At 33.9% G+C, this 17,865-nt stretch carries 17 protein-coding genes; 13 read left to right on the top strand and 4 right to left on the bottom strand.

Annotated elements, in window-relative coordinates:
* Nucleotides 1–94: 94 nt before the first annotated feature.
* Nucleotides 95–919: a DUF3667 domain-containing protein gene (locus ACNQGJ_RS06815; RefSeq protein WP_417972367.1), complete on the top strand. Its 825-nt coding sequence runs from the start codon at nucleotides 95–97 to the stop codon at nucleotides 917–919.
* A 462-nt stretch (nucleotides 920–1,381) separates the two neighbouring features.
* Here ACNQGJ_RS06815 and ACNQGJ_RS06810 read toward each other — a convergent pair whose 3' ends face one another.
* Complete coding sequence (locus tag ACNQGJ_RS06810; RefSeq protein ID WP_417972366.1) at nucleotides 1,382–1,633, bottom strand: hypothetical protein; 252 nt, start codon at nucleotides 1,631–1,633, stop codon at nucleotides 1,382–1,384.
* A 420-nt stretch (nucleotides 1,634–2,053) separates the two neighbouring features.
* Here ACNQGJ_RS06810 and ACNQGJ_RS06805 point away from each other — a divergent pair, with 420 nt between their 5' ends.
* From ACNQGJ_RS06805 to ACNQGJ_RS06780, 6 genes are all read left to right on the top strand, one after another.
* Nucleotides 2,054–2,734, top strand: a complete 681-nt coding sequence (locus tag ACNQGJ_RS06805; RefSeq protein ID WP_417972365.1) for a 2'-5' RNA ligase family protein — start codon at nucleotides 2,054–2,056, stop codon at nucleotides 2,732–2,734.
* A gap of 72 nt (nucleotides 2,735–2,806) precedes the next feature.
* Nucleotides 2,807–4,279, top strand: coding sequence for a serine hydrolase (locus ACNQGJ_RS06800; RefSeq protein ID WP_417972364.1), 1,473 nt, complete (start codon nucleotides 2,807–2,809; stop codon nucleotides 4,277–4,279).
* A 213-nt stretch (nucleotides 4,280–4,492) separates the two neighbouring features.
* On the top strand, nucleotides 4,493–4,930 hold the full coding sequence (locus tag ACNQGJ_RS06795) for an acyl-CoA thioesterase (RefSeq protein ID WP_417972363.1): 438 nt from the start codon (nucleotides 4,493–4,495) through the stop codon (nucleotides 4,928–4,930).
* A gap of 84 nt (nucleotides 4,931–5,014) precedes the next feature.
* A complete protein-coding gene (locus tag ACNQGJ_RS06790; RefSeq protein WP_417972362.1) occupies nucleotides 5,015–5,824 on the top strand; it encodes an NIPSNAP family protein in 810 nt (269 codons plus the stop codon).
* 174 nt (nucleotides 5,825–5,998) lie between these two features.
* Complete coding sequence (locus ACNQGJ_RS06785; RefSeq protein WP_417972361.1) at nucleotides 5,999–6,724, top strand: SDR family oxidoreductase; 726 nt, start codon at nucleotides 5,999–6,001, stop codon at nucleotides 6,722–6,724.
* 207 nt (nucleotides 6,725–6,931) lie between these two features.
* Nucleotides 6,932–7,447 carry a GNAT family N-acetyltransferase gene (locus ACNQGJ_RS06780; protein WP_417972360.1) on the top strand — a complete coding sequence of 172 codons (516 nt, stop codon included), beginning with the start codon at nucleotides 6,932–6,934 and terminating at the stop codon, nucleotides 7,445–7,447.
* Between the two features lie 131 nt (nucleotides 7,448–7,578).
* Here ACNQGJ_RS06780 and ACNQGJ_RS06775 read toward each other — a convergent pair whose 3' ends face one another.
* Nucleotides 7,579–8,124 carry a DUF4494 domain-containing protein gene (locus ACNQGJ_RS06775; protein ID WP_417972359.1) on the bottom strand — a complete coding sequence of 182 codons (546 nt, stop codon included), beginning with the start codon at nucleotides 8,122–8,124 and terminating at the stop codon, nucleotides 7,579–7,581.
* 429 nt (nucleotides 8,125–8,553) lie between these two features.
* Between ACNQGJ_RS06775 and ACNQGJ_RS06770 the strand changes: the two genes are divergently transcribed.
* The 4 genes from ACNQGJ_RS06770 to ACNQGJ_RS06755 all read left to right on the top strand — a co-directional run bounded on the left by ACNQGJ_RS06770 (nucleotide 8,554) and on the right by ACNQGJ_RS06755 (nucleotide 13,250).
* Entirely contained in the window at nucleotides 8,554–9,180 is a 627-nt protein-coding gene (locus ACNQGJ_RS06770; protein WP_417972358.1) for a TetR/AcrR family transcriptional regulator, read from the top strand.
* Entirely contained in the window at nucleotides 9,170–10,501 is a 1,332-nt protein-coding gene (locus ACNQGJ_RS06765; RefSeq protein ID WP_417972357.1) for a TolC family protein, read from the top strand. Before ACNQGJ_RS06770 ends, ACNQGJ_RS06765 begins: the two co-directional genes overlap by 11 nt.
* 11 nt (nucleotides 10,502–10,512) lie before the next feature.
* Nucleotides 10,513–11,592, top strand: a complete 1,080-nt coding sequence (locus tag ACNQGJ_RS06760; protein ID WP_417972356.1) for an HlyD family secretion protein — start codon at nucleotides 10,513–10,515, stop codon at nucleotides 11,590–11,592.
* A 74-nt stretch (nucleotides 11,593–11,666) separates the two neighbouring features.
* Entirely contained in the window at nucleotides 11,667–13,250 is a 1,584-nt protein-coding gene (locus ACNQGJ_RS06755; protein ID WP_417972355.1) for a DHA2 family efflux MFS transporter permease subunit, read from the top strand.
* A gap of 69 nt (nucleotides 13,251–13,319) precedes the next feature.
* Here the strand turns inward: ACNQGJ_RS06755 and yaaA are convergent, their stop codons facing one another.
* The gene (gene yaaA, locus ACNQGJ_RS06750) at nucleotides 13,320–14,078 is read right to left on the bottom strand and encodes a peroxide stress protein YaaA (RefSeq protein WP_417972354.1); all 759 of its coding nucleotides are present in this window, start codon (nucleotides 14,076–14,078) and stop codon (nucleotides 13,320–13,322) included.
* A gap of 171 nt (nucleotides 14,079–14,249) precedes the next feature.
* Here yaaA and ACNQGJ_RS06745 point away from each other — a divergent pair, with 171 nt between their 5' ends.
* Nucleotides 14,250–14,777, top strand: a complete 528-nt coding sequence (locus tag ACNQGJ_RS06745) for a GNAT family N-acetyltransferase (RefSeq protein WP_417972353.1) — start codon at nucleotides 14,250–14,252, stop codon at nucleotides 14,775–14,777.
* 60 nt (nucleotides 14,778–14,837) lie between these two features.
* Nucleotides 14,838–16,097, top strand: a complete 1,260-nt coding sequence (locus ACNQGJ_RS06740; RefSeq protein WP_417972375.1) for an NAD(P)/FAD-dependent oxidoreductase — start codon at nucleotides 14,838–14,840, stop codon at nucleotides 16,095–16,097.
* 121 nt (nucleotides 16,098–16,218) lie between these two features.
* Here ACNQGJ_RS06740 and ACNQGJ_RS06735 read toward each other — a convergent pair whose 3' ends face one another.
* Nucleotides 16,219–17,751, bottom strand: coding sequence for a SulP family inorganic anion transporter (locus tag ACNQGJ_RS06735; protein ID WP_417972352.1), 1,533 nt, complete (start codon nucleotides 17,749–17,751; stop codon nucleotides 16,219–16,221).
* Between the last annotated feature and the right edge of the window lie 114 nt (nucleotides 17,752–17,865).

Here is a 17,865-nt window from a genome sequence, read left to right as displayed (position 1 = left end):
GCTTTTTTTGTGAATATCTAAACCAATGAATATCTTTGGAATAGAAAAGGCGTCTTGTAATTGCATAATCTTCGTTTTTAGTACTCTCAAAGTTATGCTTTTACATAGATGCTTTGAGCTAGTGTGTGATTTAGTGGAATTACCGCTTCGCATCAACTTTTCTGCAAAGCCGAAAGTTGAAAGTCATATTGACGTTTGCATAACTTATAAACAAATATTACGTAAAAAACTAATGAACGAAGAAAATTATTCTGATAAGAAAATTAAAAGAATTGATGCAAAATATATCTCTCATGAAATACAACACATTTTTCACATTGAAAAAGGATATTTATACACAATTACTCAGTTGTTAAAAAAACCTGGAAAAACAGTTAGAGAATATCTTTATGAAAATAGAGAAAAATATGTAAAGCCAATTGTTTATTTAGTTTTTTCTGGCGTTTTATTGACTTTATATTTACATTTTTTTCATATTGAGTTTATCTTTATGAGCCTGAATAATTTTGAGTATTTCCATACGTTAGAAAAAAAATTCGATGCAGAAAATATTAACGAATGGAGTGACGGACATATTGGTTATTCTGCATTAATTATTGGAATATTTATATCATTATGGGTTAAAGTATTTTTTTTCAAAAGAGAATATAACATATTTGAAATCATTGTTCTAATGTCTTATTGCTTTGGAACATTATTTATACTTATGTTATTATTTACAGCGCTTGCAATTCCATTAAAAATTAATCTAATTGCGCAATTAGGAACAATAATAAGTCAGATCTACATTGTATGGTCCATTGGACAATTCTTTGGAGAAAAAAAGATTTTAAATTATTTCAAAGCCTTAATCTGTTATTTTCTAGGAATAATGTCATACAAATTTGCGATACTTTTAATTGCTTATTTAATTCCCTAAATTATAACTTCTGCTAAACAGCCTGTAATCCGTTCGCTCGGAATTGCATTCCGTGCCCATTTCTGTTAGCAAATGTGAGGATTACTCAAAATCCTTCGACTACCAGTTGAAAATGAAATGCTGTACAAAAAATGAAACTCCATTGCATAAAAACAGCATTCAGTCTGACCAGTATTCCATCAATAATAAAATACAGACTAAACAAGAAAAACTTTCCCCGTTCTTTACCACAAAAATTAAGGAAATTATTTCCATTCAATTATAATACTGTACTAAAAGTTGTATATATGTAAGAATCGATATAGCTAAATAAACTTTCGCCAGTCTATCCTAATTAGCATTTATCCGCGAAGGTTTATGTCACTTTTAAATAAATAAGTTAGCAGCAAGCATATTGCGACCGTTTTAGAGATGAAGTTTTCGCCAGAAAAAAACCCCGCAATAAACGGGGTTGCAAATTTTCTAACCTTTGTCATTTTGGTCATGACCTTCTAGCTTGACTAATTTATTATAGATTCCTAATAATAAAAAAGGTGCCGCCCATTGTCCAACAAATAAGGCTGAGTGTTTTTGTCCAGCAATTTTAAATCCTGCGGAAACAGTCATTGCTCCAATTGCTGACCACAAAAATACATCAGATGGTAATTTGGCAGTTTGTTTTTCAATTGCTTTTGCAACTGGTCCTTCGCTTTTGTCGTTGTTTTCGAAATTCATAATATTGTATTTTAAATTGAATGTAATTTACTTCTTATACTGTTTAATTTATTACAAAAATAGACTAAATTTTAACTAATTATTTGTTAAAATTTAAGGTTAATATACTCTATTACAGTTACTAACAGCGCACAAAACTCATGGCTAGTTTTCGGTTGCTTCACGCTTTTCCTTTCGCTAATAATCATCATCCAATTTAATTCGTTCAAATAACATCAATCAATAAAACCAACAATCATTATAAAATAACGTTCCAAACATTTTGCAGTAAAAACAATCCGATTGATTTTCATAATTAACAGAATATACTTTTTGAGCTTTAACACTTCCAAACACAAGTAACGACAAAACAAAAATTTAAAAAAATAGTATCTTTACTTTTTACTATACTTGCATACTTCAATTATAAAAAAAATCAATATGGATTTAAAAAAACATTACAATGATCTTTACAACAATGCGATAGATAAAATAACAAACAACAATTACACGATAGATTATCAAATTGATTCGAATTCTGACAATCGGCTGGGGATTACGGTATTAATCAGACCTTCTCTTGAAATCAAAAATAAGATTCAAGGCTTTATAGACGAGCTTAAAAAAAACAACCCCGGTCAATATTACTACCCCAATTCAGATATTCACATTACGGTTTTGTCTCTGATATCCTGCCATGAAGGATTTAATTTGAACACGATTTCAATTCAAGAATACATTAAGATCATTCGAAAAAGTATCGAAGATATACATGATTTTGAAATTCATTTTCAAGGGATCACTGCTTCCAGTTCTGCAGTAATGATTCAAGGATTTACAAACAATGATTCCCTAAACATATTAAGAAACAAGCTAAGAATCAATTTTAAAAACTCAAGCTTGCAACAAAGTATTGACACCCGATATGCCATACAAACTGCGCATTCAACAGTAATTAGATTTCGAGAAAAAATTATAAATAAGCAAGCATTATTAGAAACTTTGAAAAAATACCGAAGCTTCGATTTCGGAAAATTTAAAGTAAAAAATATAGAACTTGTATATAATGATTGGTATCAACGAGAGCGTTTTACACAACAATTACATTCTTTTGGTTTATAAACCCCAAGCTAGCGTGCGCAGTAAAAAATTAATACATTCACATAACATCAATCACTAAAACCAACAATCATCATGAAACAACGTTCCAAACATTTTGCAGTAAAGACAATCCTAATTGGTCTATTCATCCAGCTCATTACAATAACGGTTTCCTTTGGACAAACCAAAACGGAGCAAATCGATAAGTTGATGAATCTATATTCAGAATACGGGCAATTTAACGGCTCCATTCTTGTCGCTGACGCTGGTAAAGTTATTTATAAAAAGGGATTTGGAATGGCAAACATGGAATGGAATATTCCGAATCAGCCGGATACCAAACACAGATTGGGATCTGTTACCAAACAATTTACTTCCATGTTAATACTTCAATTAGTTGAGCAGGGAAAATTAAAACTGGATGCTCCAGTTTCTACGTATCTTCCTGATTATCCTAACGTATCGGGCAATAAAATCACCATTCATCATTTATTGACGCATACCTCTGGAATTCCAAATTACACTTCCTTTCCTAATTTCGTAAAAGAACTAAGTTTCAATCCATACAGCCCGGAAGCATTTGTGAAAAAATTCGCTGACTTACCGTTGGAATTTACGCCAGGTGAAAAATTTGCATACAGCAATTCCGGTTATTTTTTATTGGGTTACATCATAGAGAAAGTCTCCGGTAAAACCTATGAGCAATTTTTGCAAGACAATATTCTTACGCCACTCAAAATGAATAATTCAGGATTCGACCATCATGAAACGATTCTGAAAAACAGAGCTTCAGGTTATGAGAGAAACGGTAAAAATTACATCAATGCCAGTTATCTTGATTTGTCTATCCCTTACGCTGCCGGTTCATTGTATGCTACCGTAGATGATTTATATTTATGGGATCAAGCACTTTACACAGAACAATTACTTTCGAAAAAAAATAAAGATTTATTGTTTAATTCCTACATCCCTGCGGGACCAGGACATTATGGTTACGGATGGTTTATCAATAAAGCTTTCAATGGAGAAAAGAATGAGAGCATTATGGTTATTGAGCACGGTGGTGGAATAAATGGATTTAACACGTTAATTTCTCGTATTCCGTCTGACAAAAATCTAGTAGTATTGTTAAATAATACGGGTGGTACAAACTTAAACGAGATGAATAAAGCAATTAGAAATATCCTATACAATAAGCCGTACAGTTTGCCTAAAAAATCATTAGCCAATGCTTTAGCAGATGTTATTCAAGAAAAAGGAATCGCATCTGGACTCGAGTATTATAATGAAAATAAAAGTTCAAATACCTATGCTATCAACGAAAATGAAATGAACAGCGTAGGATATCAATTGTTACAATCTGCAAAAAACAAAGAAGCGATAGCCGTTTTTAAACTAAATGTTGAAGCGTTTCCACAGTCTGGAAATGCCTACGATAGTTTGGGAGAAGCCTATTTAAAAAACGGCGATAAAAAGCTGGCGATTATCAACTATAAAAAATCAGTAGAACTGGATCCAACTAATGAAAACGGGAAAAAAGTGTTGGAAGAAATTTCAAAGTCATAAATTAGTAGACAAACTACACTGTTTTTTGGAATAAAATAACGAGCAAACACGCTGTTTAATTTTGGATGGGTATCATAAAAAAGCCTTAAAAGCACCGTGTTTTATTTTTACATTCCGTTTTTATTTGTATTTTTCATATTAAACATCGTACTTGCTTTCATTAAAATACAATCGTGAAAGTGTCGTACAAATAATTTATAAAACAAAACAACAATGACTTCATTTAAAAAAGAATTATCTTTTCGTTGGTCTGATCTAGACCCTAATTTTCATGTTCGACACAGTGCCTATTATGACTTTGGCGCACAACATCGTATCGAAATTCTGGAAAGTCTAGGTTTAACGATGAAGGTCATGCAAACACAAAATTTTGGTCCTATTCTATTTCGGGAAGAATGTGTTTTTAGAAAAGAAATAAAACTTTCTGATACAATTATTATGCATACCAAAACTTCGAAAATGAAACCTGATGCTTCCCGGTGGTCTATTGTTCATGAGTTTATAAATGAAGATAGCAAGGTATGTGCAACCATAACTGTAGATGGAGCTTGGATGGATACAAAACTTCGAAAACTCGCCTCTCCTACTCCTGAAATTGCAGTTGAAGCGCTAGGTATCTTCCCTAAAAGCGACGATTTTATAGTTTCTTAAACCACTAATCATAAACATTCTATAGGCCTGCTTTTTATACTTTTATAACGAACTGCCTTTTAACTCTGACCAAAAACACTACAAATGAAATTGATAAAACTATTTTTTGCACTGCTGATCCTTTTTACCATTAGCAGTTTTAAATCAAAACCTACGGCTATTTTCAAAATACAATCTGTCAAGACTGTTAGAGAATTTTACCAAATCAAAACATATATTTTCAAAACAGAACAACAACAGCAAGCCACTGATCTTTATTTAAAAGAAGCGTATTTGCCGGGTTTAAAAAAACTGGGAATCAAAAATATTGGGGTTTTTAAGCTAAAACCCAATACGAAGGACACGATAAAAAAAACCATTGTAGTAATTCCGTTTTCGTCCATGGAAGAATTTCTTAAACTTGATGAAAAATTGGCTAAAAACAAAACGTATTTAGTTGCAGGAGCATCTTATTTAAATGCTAGCTACAAGCAACCGCCTTACTTGCGAATAGAATCTGTTATACTGAAAGCTTTTTCAGATCATCCTTTCCTGATAAAACCTACGCTAAATACTGATAGAAACAGTCGAGTATATGAGTTAAGAAGCTATGAATCAGCAACCGAAGCGATTTATAATAATAAAGTGGATATGTTTAATGCCGGTGGCGAAATAAAACTCTTTAAACGCCTTGCCTTTAATGCAGTTTTTTACGGTGAAGTTATTTCAGGAGCTAAAATGCCTAACCTGATGTACATGACCACTTTTGCTGATCAGCAAAGCAGAGAGGCACATTGGAAAAGCTTTGGAGATTCTCCAGAATGGAAAGGATTAACAGCTATGGAAAAATATAAAAACAATGTTTCACACATTGACATTACTTTTTTATACCCCACTGATTATTCTGATTACTAACCATTTAAATCCCTACTTTTATAGGAAACAAATCAAGGTTTTTTCATATACTGACGTTAGCTGTAATGGCAAATCATCGCAAAAACTCATTTCATCCCTCACTATCAGATTTGACTACCTCTAGTTATTAAATTTTGATGACTTTTACAGTATAACTTATAAAATATTTTAAAGATGCAAACAGTACTTATTACAGGAGCAAACAAAGGGATTGGTTTTGAAACAGCAAAACAAATGGCTGCTTTAGGCTATTTTATATATGTAGGTAGCAGGGACACGCTCAAAGGAAAAGAAGCCGTAAGCAAATTGCAAGCGTTAGGTTTTTCAAATGTAGAAGCCATAGTAATTGATGTAACCAATCTCGATTCCATCATTCATGCAAAAGAAGAACTGGAAAGTAAAATAACTTGTTTGGATGTTCTTATCAATAATGCCGGAATTTCATCTATAGATACACCACAAACGGCTTCCCTTATTGACGTTGGAGCGATACAAAAACTATTGGAAACTAATTTTTATGGCGCAGTTCAAACCACGCAACAATTTTTGTCATTGCTAAAAAAGTCAGAGCAACCCCGAATTGTGAATGTTAGCAGTGATTTGGGTTCGCTAACCTTTCAAAGTGACCCTAACTGGATGTTTGCTCAAATAAAACCATTAGGATACATCGCATCCAAAGTTGCATTAAATGCCTTCACCATAACATTAGCGTATGAATTAAAGGATACTAAATTTAAAATAAACAGCGTCAATCCAGGAGCTACAGCAACCGACCTGAACAACCATATGGGTAAACGAACACCTGAATTTTCAGCTCAGATTATTGTAAAATGTGCCACATTAAAAGAGGACGAGCCAAGCGGAAAATTTTTTAGTGAAGAAGGATTATTGCCTTGGTAAAAAATACGCTTCTTAAGGTTGTTTTTAATTAGTGCAAAGTCAGCGACACTTACACAGCTTACATGATGAACACTTTGGACAAAATATGACCTTGGTCATCTCCTTTTAAAACAAAGGCAAAAAACGAAATATAAAAGTTAATTTAGTAACCTGAGTTAAGCTACCAAATTACAATATCCCATAAAACATTTACTATAAACTACACTAATGAATTATCATTTTAGAAAAGCGGAACTATCTGAAATAGTTCCAATATGGCAAATTTTACAACAGGCTGTATTACGAAGAAAAGAGGAAGGCAGTAATCAATGGCAAGACGGCTATCCAAATCCAGAAGTCGTACAAAAAGATATTGAAAAAGGAGAAGGATTTGTTTTACTATCCGGAGAAACAATCATTGGTTACAGTGCGGTACTGATTAACAACGAACCTGCTTATGAGAAAATTGAAGGAAACTGGCTAACGAATGATGATTTTGTAGTACTTCATCGAGTAGCCATTTCAGAAAAGCATTTAGGTAAAGGCTTCGCTAAAATGATTCTCAGATACATCGAGCAATTTGCACGCAGCAATAATATTTACAGCATAAAAGCAGACACCAATTTTGACAACATCGCCATGTTGAAAATTTTTGAAAATTTGGGTTATACCTATTGTGGCGAGGTATATTTCAGAGGAAGTGCTAGAAAAGCATATGAGAAAGTGTTAGAGAGATCGCTTTAAACATACCTCACGATAATTTATAAATGCGGATACTAGCAACAAAAACTTTCTGAAGCACGCAAGGTTAAGTAACAAAAAAGAGGACTTTTAGATCCTCTTTTTTATTACAATTATCTTTTTTAATCAAACACTTATTCGGTCAACTCAGTTTCAAATTCCATATGATCCACTATTTCTACCGCTGCTTCCGGTTTAGAATCTTTTAGCGCATTGAATTTTTCTAATTGCTCCAGTTCCCCTTCTTCGCCACTGAAATAAGGAAAAACATCCATTATAGGAGATTCCGAAATTGCGGGTATACTGTAATCTCCCATCGTTCCTGTCATCACACTGGTGGTATTATCATATGCCTCTTTTACATCATTGGCTTGCACTAATAAATACATATTTGATTTGCGTTCTTTACCGCTTTCTTCATCATACGCCAATAATGAAACTTTAGATCGAAACCAACGATCCGCATTTTCAAAAGGATGAATCTCGGCATAATTCGCCACTTTTATAGTCGTGATTTTAAATTCTTCACTGATATACGCTGACATCTCTTCATTTATTCTGCTTTCTGCTTCTGTGTACGATACCGCATCTACCAAGTATGGTTCCGTTACAATCTTTTGTCCGCCCGTTTCGTCTGTTTTTCTATATTTTACTTTGCATTCGTACCAAATTGTGCTCATCTCTTTTTATTTTAAGGATGTCAAAGATAGATTTTAAAGAAAAAGAATTGCACCATTCCCGAAATAAATATTCACAATTTTGAATGAAGAGCAATGCTCGTTTGTAAAAAGTCAAATGCAAGGAATTTTTTTTAGCTGATTCCCAACTAGTAATAAAATTTTAGTTATTTTAAGTCATTATATACTTACAGACCAATAGCAAATTCACAATTAAACCCATATCATAAAAAGCGATGAGCAAACATTTAATCATTAATATTCGTAGGTTGAACGTAGGTTCAGCTGCAAACTCATTTTTAACCTACTACAAGCAACAATTATTTTCTCTTCAACTCCCTTTAAAAAGTTAAAATTTTGTTAAATAAAAACTAAACAGTTGTTTAAATTAAACGCTTGTTTAGTTTTGTTTGTTGAATAAATGAGATTCCATTGAAAAGTAATTTTAACGACAAACAAATTCAAATTCTCGAAGTTGCCGAAACCCTTTTTGCAGAAAAAGGATTTGATGGCACTTCCATTCGAAACATCGCAAAAGTGGCAAAAATTAATATTGCGATGGTTTCGTACTACTTTGGTTCCAAAGAGCGTTTATTGGAATCGCTTATTGTGTACCGAACTTCGGATCTTAAAAATCAATTAGAAAATTTATTGCAGGAAGATCTTGAACCTGTTGAAAAAATCAATAAGTTGATCGCGTTGTACATCAATAGAATCAATAGTAATCGAGGAATCTACAGAATTTTACACTTCGAATTTACTTCCAAAAAAAGAGAACAAAATCTTCAGGCTTTTTCTGAATTAAAAAAAGGCAATTTAAAATCCCTTGAAACCATCATCGAGGACGGTCAGAAAAAAGGCGTTTTCAGAAAAGACATTATTATTCCGCTTATCACACCCACCATTCTGGGGACTTTTTTTCATTTTCATATGAATAAAACTTTTTTCGAAAATTTATTGAATTTGAAAACAGAAGATTTATACAACAATTACATCCAAACCAATTTGACAAAGCACATTCAACAAACTATAAAAGCACTTCTGATTTATGAAAGTTAGTCAATTAATGCTCTTTGGGATTTTCTTTATTGGAATTTCATCCGCAGCAGCACAAGAAAAAACAAGTTTAACCTTGAATGAAGCCATTAATTTGGCCTGGACCAAGAGTAATGAAGTTACGCTGGCAAATACCAAAGTAAAAACTAAAAAGTACGAGCTGCAATCCACAAAAAATAATCAATATCCTGATTTAAAACTTTCCGGTCAATACCAAAGATTGGCAAATGCATCGGTAAATTTTAAAATAAATCAAAATAATCCTGACACACAAGAACCACTTCCTCTTGTAAATCAATTGATGATTGCGCAGTTGAATGCCAGTGTTCCTGTATTCTCTGGTTTTAGAATTCAAAATAGCATCAAAGTGTATGAGAATCTTTATGAGGCTGAAATGGCAACAGCATCACAAACCAAAGAAGAAATAGCGCTGCGGGTAATTGATTATTATGCTAGTTTATACAAAGCACAAAAAACAATTGAACTGCTAAAAGAAAATCAAAATAGTGCGCAACAACGCGTAAACGATTTTATTGAGCTCGAAAAAAATGGAATTATCCCTAAAAACGACCTTTTAAAATCACAATTACAAGCTTCGAAAATACAATTATCATTAGACGAAACGAATAATAATTTAAAAATAATCAACTTTTATTTGGTTACCCTTTTAAAATTGAATCCAAACACCAAACTAGAGATTCGTGAAAGTGATTTTGCTGATTTCCAAATGACTAATGTCCCAACAAATGAAGTGCCAGCATTAGAAAATCGTAAAGATTTGCAAGCAGTTCGATTTCAGGAAAAAGCAAGTGAAGCTAATATAAAAATAGCAAAAGGTTCGTATTATCCTGCAATTGCAATTATTGGCGGCTACACTGCACTAGATTTGAGCAATGTCATCACGGTTCAAAATGCGATGAATGTTGGCGTAGGTATTTCCTATGACCTAAGTGCCATCCTTAAAAATGGAACGCTGGTAAAACTGGCTGAAAATAAATTTCTTGAAGTGCAAAACTCTCAAGCAATACTAACGGATTATATTAAAATTCAAGTTCAAAAAGCTATTGAAGATTATGATTTGGCTTTAAAACAAAATGTAGTTTACGGACAAGCAGTAGAACAATCTTCGGAAAATTACCGAATTGTTAAAGATAAATATGACAATGGACTTTCGGACACAAATGATTTACTGGAAGCTGATGTGGAACAATTAAGTTCAAAAATTAATAAAGCATTGGCGAAAGCAAATACTATTCAAAAATACTACGAGTTACTATCGGTAACTGGTCAATTATCGCAAACCTTCACTACTTCAAAAAATTAATCATACCTACCATGGAAAAGAAAAAAACAAATACAAAATTTATTATTATCCTAGTGGCTTTGGTAGTTTTAGGTGGAACTTACGGAACTTATAAATACATGCATTCATTATCTCACGAAGAAACAGACGATGCACAAATTGAAAAAAATATGAATCCTATCATTCCAAGAGTTTCGGGATATGTGGATAAAGTGTACATTCAGGATAATGAATTTGTGAAGAAAGGCGACACGCTTTTTACTATTGACAAAAGAGATTACCAACTAAAAATTGAAGAGGCGAATGCTGCAATGATTGGTGCTGAAGGCAACTTTGAAGTTTCGAGAGCAGATATTGGAAGTGCTTTGGCTAATATTTCAGTTTCTGATGCTAATGTGCAGTCAGCCGGTGGAAATATTGAATCAGCAAAGATTAGATTGGGTCGTATAACGAATGATTACAACAGATATAATAATTTGTATAAAAGCCATTCGATTACAAAACAGCAGTACGAGCAAGCTTTAGCTGCAAAACTTGAAGCTGAAAGCCAAATTCGCGTTTTACAACAACAACAAAGAGCAACTGCTTTTCAAAAATCAGTTATAATAGCTAAATCTAAAGTATCGGATAAACAAACTGAAGTGGCTGCTGCCAATATCAAAAGAGCCAAAGCTGTACTTGATGCGGCAAAATTAAATTTAACCTACACGGCCATTACAGCAGCAATTGACGGCCAGGTTTCAAAAATTGACATTCAACCAGGACAGTTAGTGCAGCCAGGACAATCGTTGTTTTATATTATTAATAATAAAGAAGCTTGGGTAATTGCTAATTTCAAAGAAACGCAATTGAACAAAATGGTAATAGGTCAAAAAGTTACCGTAAAAGTAGATGCCTATCCTGGATATGATTTTCAAGGTGCAATCACTTCGTTCTCACCCGCTACAGGATCTCGTTTTTCATTACTTCCCCCTGATAATGCTACAGGAAATTTTGTAAAAACAATCCAGAGATTACCCGTTAAAATAAGTTTGAACACATCAAATGATCCTGAAAAAATAAAATTACTTCGCCCGGGAATGAATGTGGATGTGGATGTACACTTAAATTAAATCATCTTTTGGGGCGTTCGAAAATGTCAAAAACGGCAATACTTTTAAGAAAATAGTTTACAATTTAGTATAAAATGGTTCAAACAGGAGAAGATGATTTAGTAGAATATGGCTTTAGAAGAGTCATAATTACCATTACCGCCGTTCTTTGTGCTTTGCTTGAAATTGTAGATGTTACAATTGTAAATGTGGCATTAAACAATATGCGAGGTAGTCTTGGTGCATCATTAACTGATGTTGCTTGGGTTATAACGGCTTATGCTATTGCAAATGTGATTGTAATTCCAATGACGAGCTGGTTGTCACAACAATTTGGGCGTCGAAATTATTTTGCAGTTTCTATTATTATTTTTACTGTTGCTTCCTTTTTATGTGGCAATGCCAATAATATATGGGAATTAGTAACTTTTAGATTCATTCAGGGATTGGGAGGCGGAGCGTTATTAGTTACGGCACAAACCATAATTACCGAAAGTTATCCTATAGCCAAAAGAGGAATGGCGCAAGCTATCTATGGAATGGGAGTTATTGTAGGGCCTACACTTGGACCGCCTCTAGGAGGTTATATTGTAGACCATTTTTCATGGCCTTATATCTTTTACATCAACATTCCTATTGGCATTATCGCTACTTTACTGACGCTTTCTTTTGTAAAAAGTCCTAAATACGGTGACAAATTGAAAGCCAGTCAAGTCGATTGGTCGGGGATTTTTCTCTTGACTGCTTTTATTGGTTCATTACAATATGTGTTGGAACACGGCCAGCAAGACGATTGGTTTAATAATAATACGATTGTAATGCTATCGGTTATTTCTGTATTTGGTTTTTTGCTTTTTATTTGGAGAGAGCTCACCTATAAACATCCCATTGTGAACTTAAGAGTTTTAAAAGATACCAACTTAAGAATAGGGACCATAATGTGTTTTATTCTTGGTTTCGGATTGTATGGTTCTACCTTTATCATTCCTATTTACACGCAATCAGTATTGGGATGGAGTGCTATGGATGCTGGTTTGTTATTAATTCCAAGTTCCATTACTACCGGAATCATGATGCCATTCATAGGCAAAATGATTCAACGCGGCGTTCCGCAATCGTATATGGTAGCGGGTGGTTTTCTCTTGTTTTTCTTTTTTACGTATTGGATGCAGCAAGTCATTACGACAGATTCTGGTGAAGAACATTTATATTGGCCCTTAATATTACGAGGAATTGGATTGGGATTGTTATTTGTTCCTATTACTACGCTTTCTTTATCTACATTAAAGGGAAAAAGTATTGGTGAAGGTGCTGCTTTTACAGGAATGATGCGACAACTAGGAGGGTCTTTTGGTATTGCTATAATTACCACTTCTCTTGCCCGATTCAATCAAGAACACCGCGTAAATCTTATTTCGCATTTAAATGTAACTTCATTTGAAGTACAAAAAACGGTGCAACAGCTAAAAATGGGATTTATGTCTAAAGGCTTTCCTCAAAATGAAGCTTTGGCAAAAGCCTATAAAGCCATTGAATACAAAGTAATGGCACAAAGTTCCGTATTATCGTACATAGACATCTTTTTATACTTAGGCGCATTATTTTTATTTTGCATTCCCTTTATTCTTTTGATAAAAAAAGGAAAAAACAAAATCAATCCTGCTGAGGCAATGCATTAATAGTAAAAATTCAAACATAAAAAAACGGCGTTATCATGATGAAAACGGCGTTTTTTATGTTTGAATATATTAGCGTGTAAAAACCAAATGATTTCCTTCCGATAAATTAGCATCAAATTGATAACCATCGTAATTAAAACCTTTTAAATCTTCAATCGTTTTGGCATTGGTATCAATGATATAACGCACCATCATTCCTCTGGCTTTTTTGGCAAAAAAACTGATTATTTTTAATTTTCCATTTTTGTAATCTTTGAATTCTGGTGTGATTACAGGAACTGCCAATGTTTTAGTGTCAATTGCCGAAAAATATTCATTACTTGCCAAATTGACAAACAACTCCCCTTCTTTAAGCTCTTTATTCAAAGCTTTTGTAACGGTTGGCTTCCAAAATTCATACAAGTTCTTGCTTTCGCCAATCGGCAATTTAGTTCCCATTTCCAGGCGATATGCTTGAACTAAATCCAATGGTTTCAACAAACCGTACAAACCGGAAAGTATTCTTAAACGATCTTGTAAATCTTCTATTTTTTTTTCTGGAATCGAATAAGCGTCTAGTCCAATGTAGACATCTCCATCAAAAGTATATATTGCCGGACGAGCGTTTGAAGTTGTAAAAGGTGTTTTCCAATCTTGATTTCGTTTCCAGTTCAAATCAGCCAGTTTATCTGAAATATGCATTAAATTCGATAAATCAGCTGGTTTTTTTTCTTTTAAAACTTTATGAACTTCTCGAGATTGCTTTAAAAATAAAGGTTCAGTGTGCAATTGAGTGGGTAACTCTTTGTCAAAATTTAAAGACTTGGCAGGCGATATTACAATTTTCATACACAATACTCTATCGAGCGCTTTTAATTAACATGGTCAAAAGTACTAATTGAAATCAAGAAACCAAGACTCTTTAAATTGATTTGTTTAATAATGCCATCGAGAATAAAAATTGTTGACTAATTTAATTATTTTTGAATTCGAAATAAACCAAAAACGTTTCCTTTACCTATGAATCCTACTAAAATTAGAAAAGCAACAGTATCAGATTTGGAAACCATCCAGAAGATGAGTATTCAAACTTTTAAAGAAACTTTTACCAATGTAAATACACCCGAAAACATTGCTACTTATGTAAAAGAGAGTTTCAGCTTTAAACAATTAACAACGGAATTAAACAATGTTAATTCTCAGTTTTATGTGGCCTATTTAAATGAAGAAGCAGTTGGATATTTAAAAATAAACGTTGGCGATGCCCAAACCGAAACTTTCAACAGGAATGCCTTAGAAATACATCGGATTTATGTTTTGCAAAAGTATCATGGAAAAAACATTGGACAACTGTTGCTTGACGAAGTAAAAAAGATTGCGCAACATACCGGCGTTGAATGTATTTGGCTTGGTGTCTGGGAAGAAAATCACAGAGCACTTCGATTTTACACAAAAAATGGATTTGTTGTATTTGACAAACACGTTTTTACAATGGGAAATGACGAACAAACGGATTTGTTGATGCAACTTCCATTGCATCAACAATAATCAAATTTTAAATTGTCACTTACGTAAGCGCTATTAAAACGCTATTTCACTTATTTTTGTATTAAACATTATTTAAAAACTATGCAACAAGATGTAATTATTGTTGGAGCGGGACTAGCGGGATTGTCAGCAGCTGTTCATTTGCACCGTCAAGGCCGAAAAGTTCTCCTTTTGGAGGCCAGTGATCGGGCAGGTGGCAGAATTAAAACCGATTCACATGAAGGTTTTCTTTTAGACAGAGGTTTCCAAGTGCTTTTAACAGCGTATCCTGAAACGAAAGCATTACTTGATTATGATGCTTTACAACTGAAGAAAATGTTACCCGGAGCAACCGTGCTTTATGACGGAGGAAGTTTTGAAATTGCAGATCCATTCCGACGACCATCGGCAGCATTTGCCACACTTTTTGCACCCGTCGGAACTTTAAAAGATAAAATTAATACCCTTTGGTTAAAAAATAGATTGCAAAAATTAACGATTGAAGAAATTTTTGAACAACCGGAACAAACAACTCGCAAGCAACTGGCGGATTATGGTTTTAGCCCAAAAATGATTCAACGTTTTTACGCTCCTTTTCTTTCCGGTATCTTTCTGGAAAATGAATTGAAAACTTCATGTAGAATGTTCGATTTTGTGATGAAAATGTTTTCAGATGGTGATGTCGCGGTTCCTGCATTAGGCATGGAAGAAATTCCAAAACAATTAATTGACATGCTGCCAAAAGGTAGTATTCAATGCCATACCAAAGTGACTGCTATTGATGGTAATACGGTAATCACTGAAGATGGAACTGTTTTTGAAGCCAACCAAATCCTTTTGGCTACGACCGCAAATGCCTTGACCCAAAAATACTTTCCGAAGCAAAAAATGACTTCGCATCAGGTAACCAATATTTATTTTGAAACCACTGAAGCGCCTACTAAAAAAGCAGTTGTTATATTAAATGCTTCAACCAATAAAAAATGGGTGAACAATTTGACTGTAATCTCAAATGTTTCTAAAGCGTATGCTCCAAAAGGAAAAGTGCTTATTTCCGTTTCTTACAATGGAATTCCAACTGTTGATGACGCAACTTTAGCTGAAAACATGAAAGAAGAGTTGAAACAATGGTACGGTAAAAAAGTAAACTCGTGGAAAATGTTGAAGGCGTATCGCATTGAATATGCTTTACCAACTCAGGAAAGTGTACAGAATGAAATAACTGCTTCAAAAATAAAAATCTCAGATACGCTATTTATTTGTGGAGACAACTTATTGAATGGCTCAATTAATGCCGCATTAAATACGGGACGATTAGCTGCCGAAGCGATGAAAATATAGCTTATTATATAAAAATAAGTACTGCGATTATTGCCACAACTTCGAGGATTCTAATTGGAATAAAAAATTAAAATCAGTGAATCTGTGGCTGTTCATTTTTAGGTTCTTTCAAATTTTAACGCTAATCAGCAACGACTTTATAAGTAGGATCTTCCAAAATATTTACGTCAATAACCTGCTCAGCATTTTTTAACAATGTTTTGCAATCAGCACTTAAATGTCGCAAATGAGCTATTTTATTGGCTTTCGCATAACGTTCCGTAATTTTGTTGACAGCATCAATCGCACTCATGTCAGTGATTTTACTTTCTTTAAAATCAATAATTACCTCATTTGGGTCATTTATAACATCAAATTTGTCTAAAAAAGCAGTTGTTGATCCAAAAAATAAAGGCCCGTATATTTCGTAATGTTTCACTCCTTTTGCGTCAATATATTTCTTTGCTCGAATCCTTTTGGCACTTTCCCAGGCAAAAACCAATGCAGAAATAATCACTCCAATTAAAACGGCTAAAGCCAAATTATGCAGTACAATAGTGATCAACGCGACCAAAACTCCAACAAAAATATCGTGCTTGGGCATTTTATTGATGATAGTAAAACTCGCCCATTCAAATGTTCCTATTGCCACCATAATCATAACGCCAACCAAAGCCGCCATAGGCAATTGTTCAATTATGGGGGCACCAAATAATATAATTCCAAGGATCGTTAATGCCGCGATAATTCCGGACAATCGCGCTCTGGAACCTGCCGAAAGATTCACTAAAGTTTGAGCAATCATAGGACAACCGCCCATCCCAAAGAAAAAACCATTCAAAATATTTGAGCTTCCTTGCGCAATACACTCTCGATTTCCGTTTCCTTTAGTTTCGGTGATCTCATCAACTAAATTCAATGTCAATAATCCCTCCGTCAGTCCCACCGAAGCAACTATTAGCGCATACGGGAATATAATTTGTAGTGTTTCCATGGTTATTGGAATATTGGGAATATGGAATGGTGGAAAACCACCACTGACTGAAGCGATATCCCGTACCGTTTTAGTTTCGATTCCAAAGAAAAAGACTATCCCAAATATCACGATAATTGCTACTAATGAAGCTGGAACCGCTTTAGTTACTTTGGGCAACAATACCACAATTCCAATGGTGAGGGCAACTAAACCAGCCATAATCAACAGTGGGGTTCCGGAGAGCCATTCGTTTTGACCATTGACTATGATTTTAAATTGTTCCAATTGCGACATGAAAATAATCACCGCTAAACCATTCACGAAACCAAACATAACCGGTTGTGGCACCAATCGGATGAATTTTCCGAGTTTAAAAATGCCTATTAAAATTTGTAAAATACCGGCCATAGCAACAGCTGCAAGGACATATTCTAACCCATTTGAATTCATCAAAGCAATTAGAACAATAACCGTTGCTCCTGCGCCACCGGAAATCATTCCAGGTCTTCCGCCAAAAATTGCAGTAATTAAACCGGCTATAAAGGAAGCGTATAAACCCATTAACGGTGGAAAACCAGCAACTATTGCAAAAGATAATGACTCGGGAATCATCGTCATTGCAACCGTTAAACCTGCTAAAATTTCTGTTCTGTAATTGACTTTTTGTGAAAAATCAAATAAATTAAATACTTTTTTCATGGAATAATAATAAAATAATGGCTTCCGGATACAACTTCGGAAACAGCTGTGGAATCGAAAAAATACGGTAAAATATGTGGGGAGAAAGCCCTTGATTTAAAGATTCTAAGTCAG

This window comes from Flavobacterium cryophilum, from assembly GCF_048286555.1.
Taxonomy (GTDB): domain Bacteria; phylum Bacteroidota; class Bacteroidia; order Flavobacteriales; family Flavobacteriaceae; genus Flavobacterium.
This window is presented reverse-complemented; position numbering and strand designations above follow the sequence as displayed.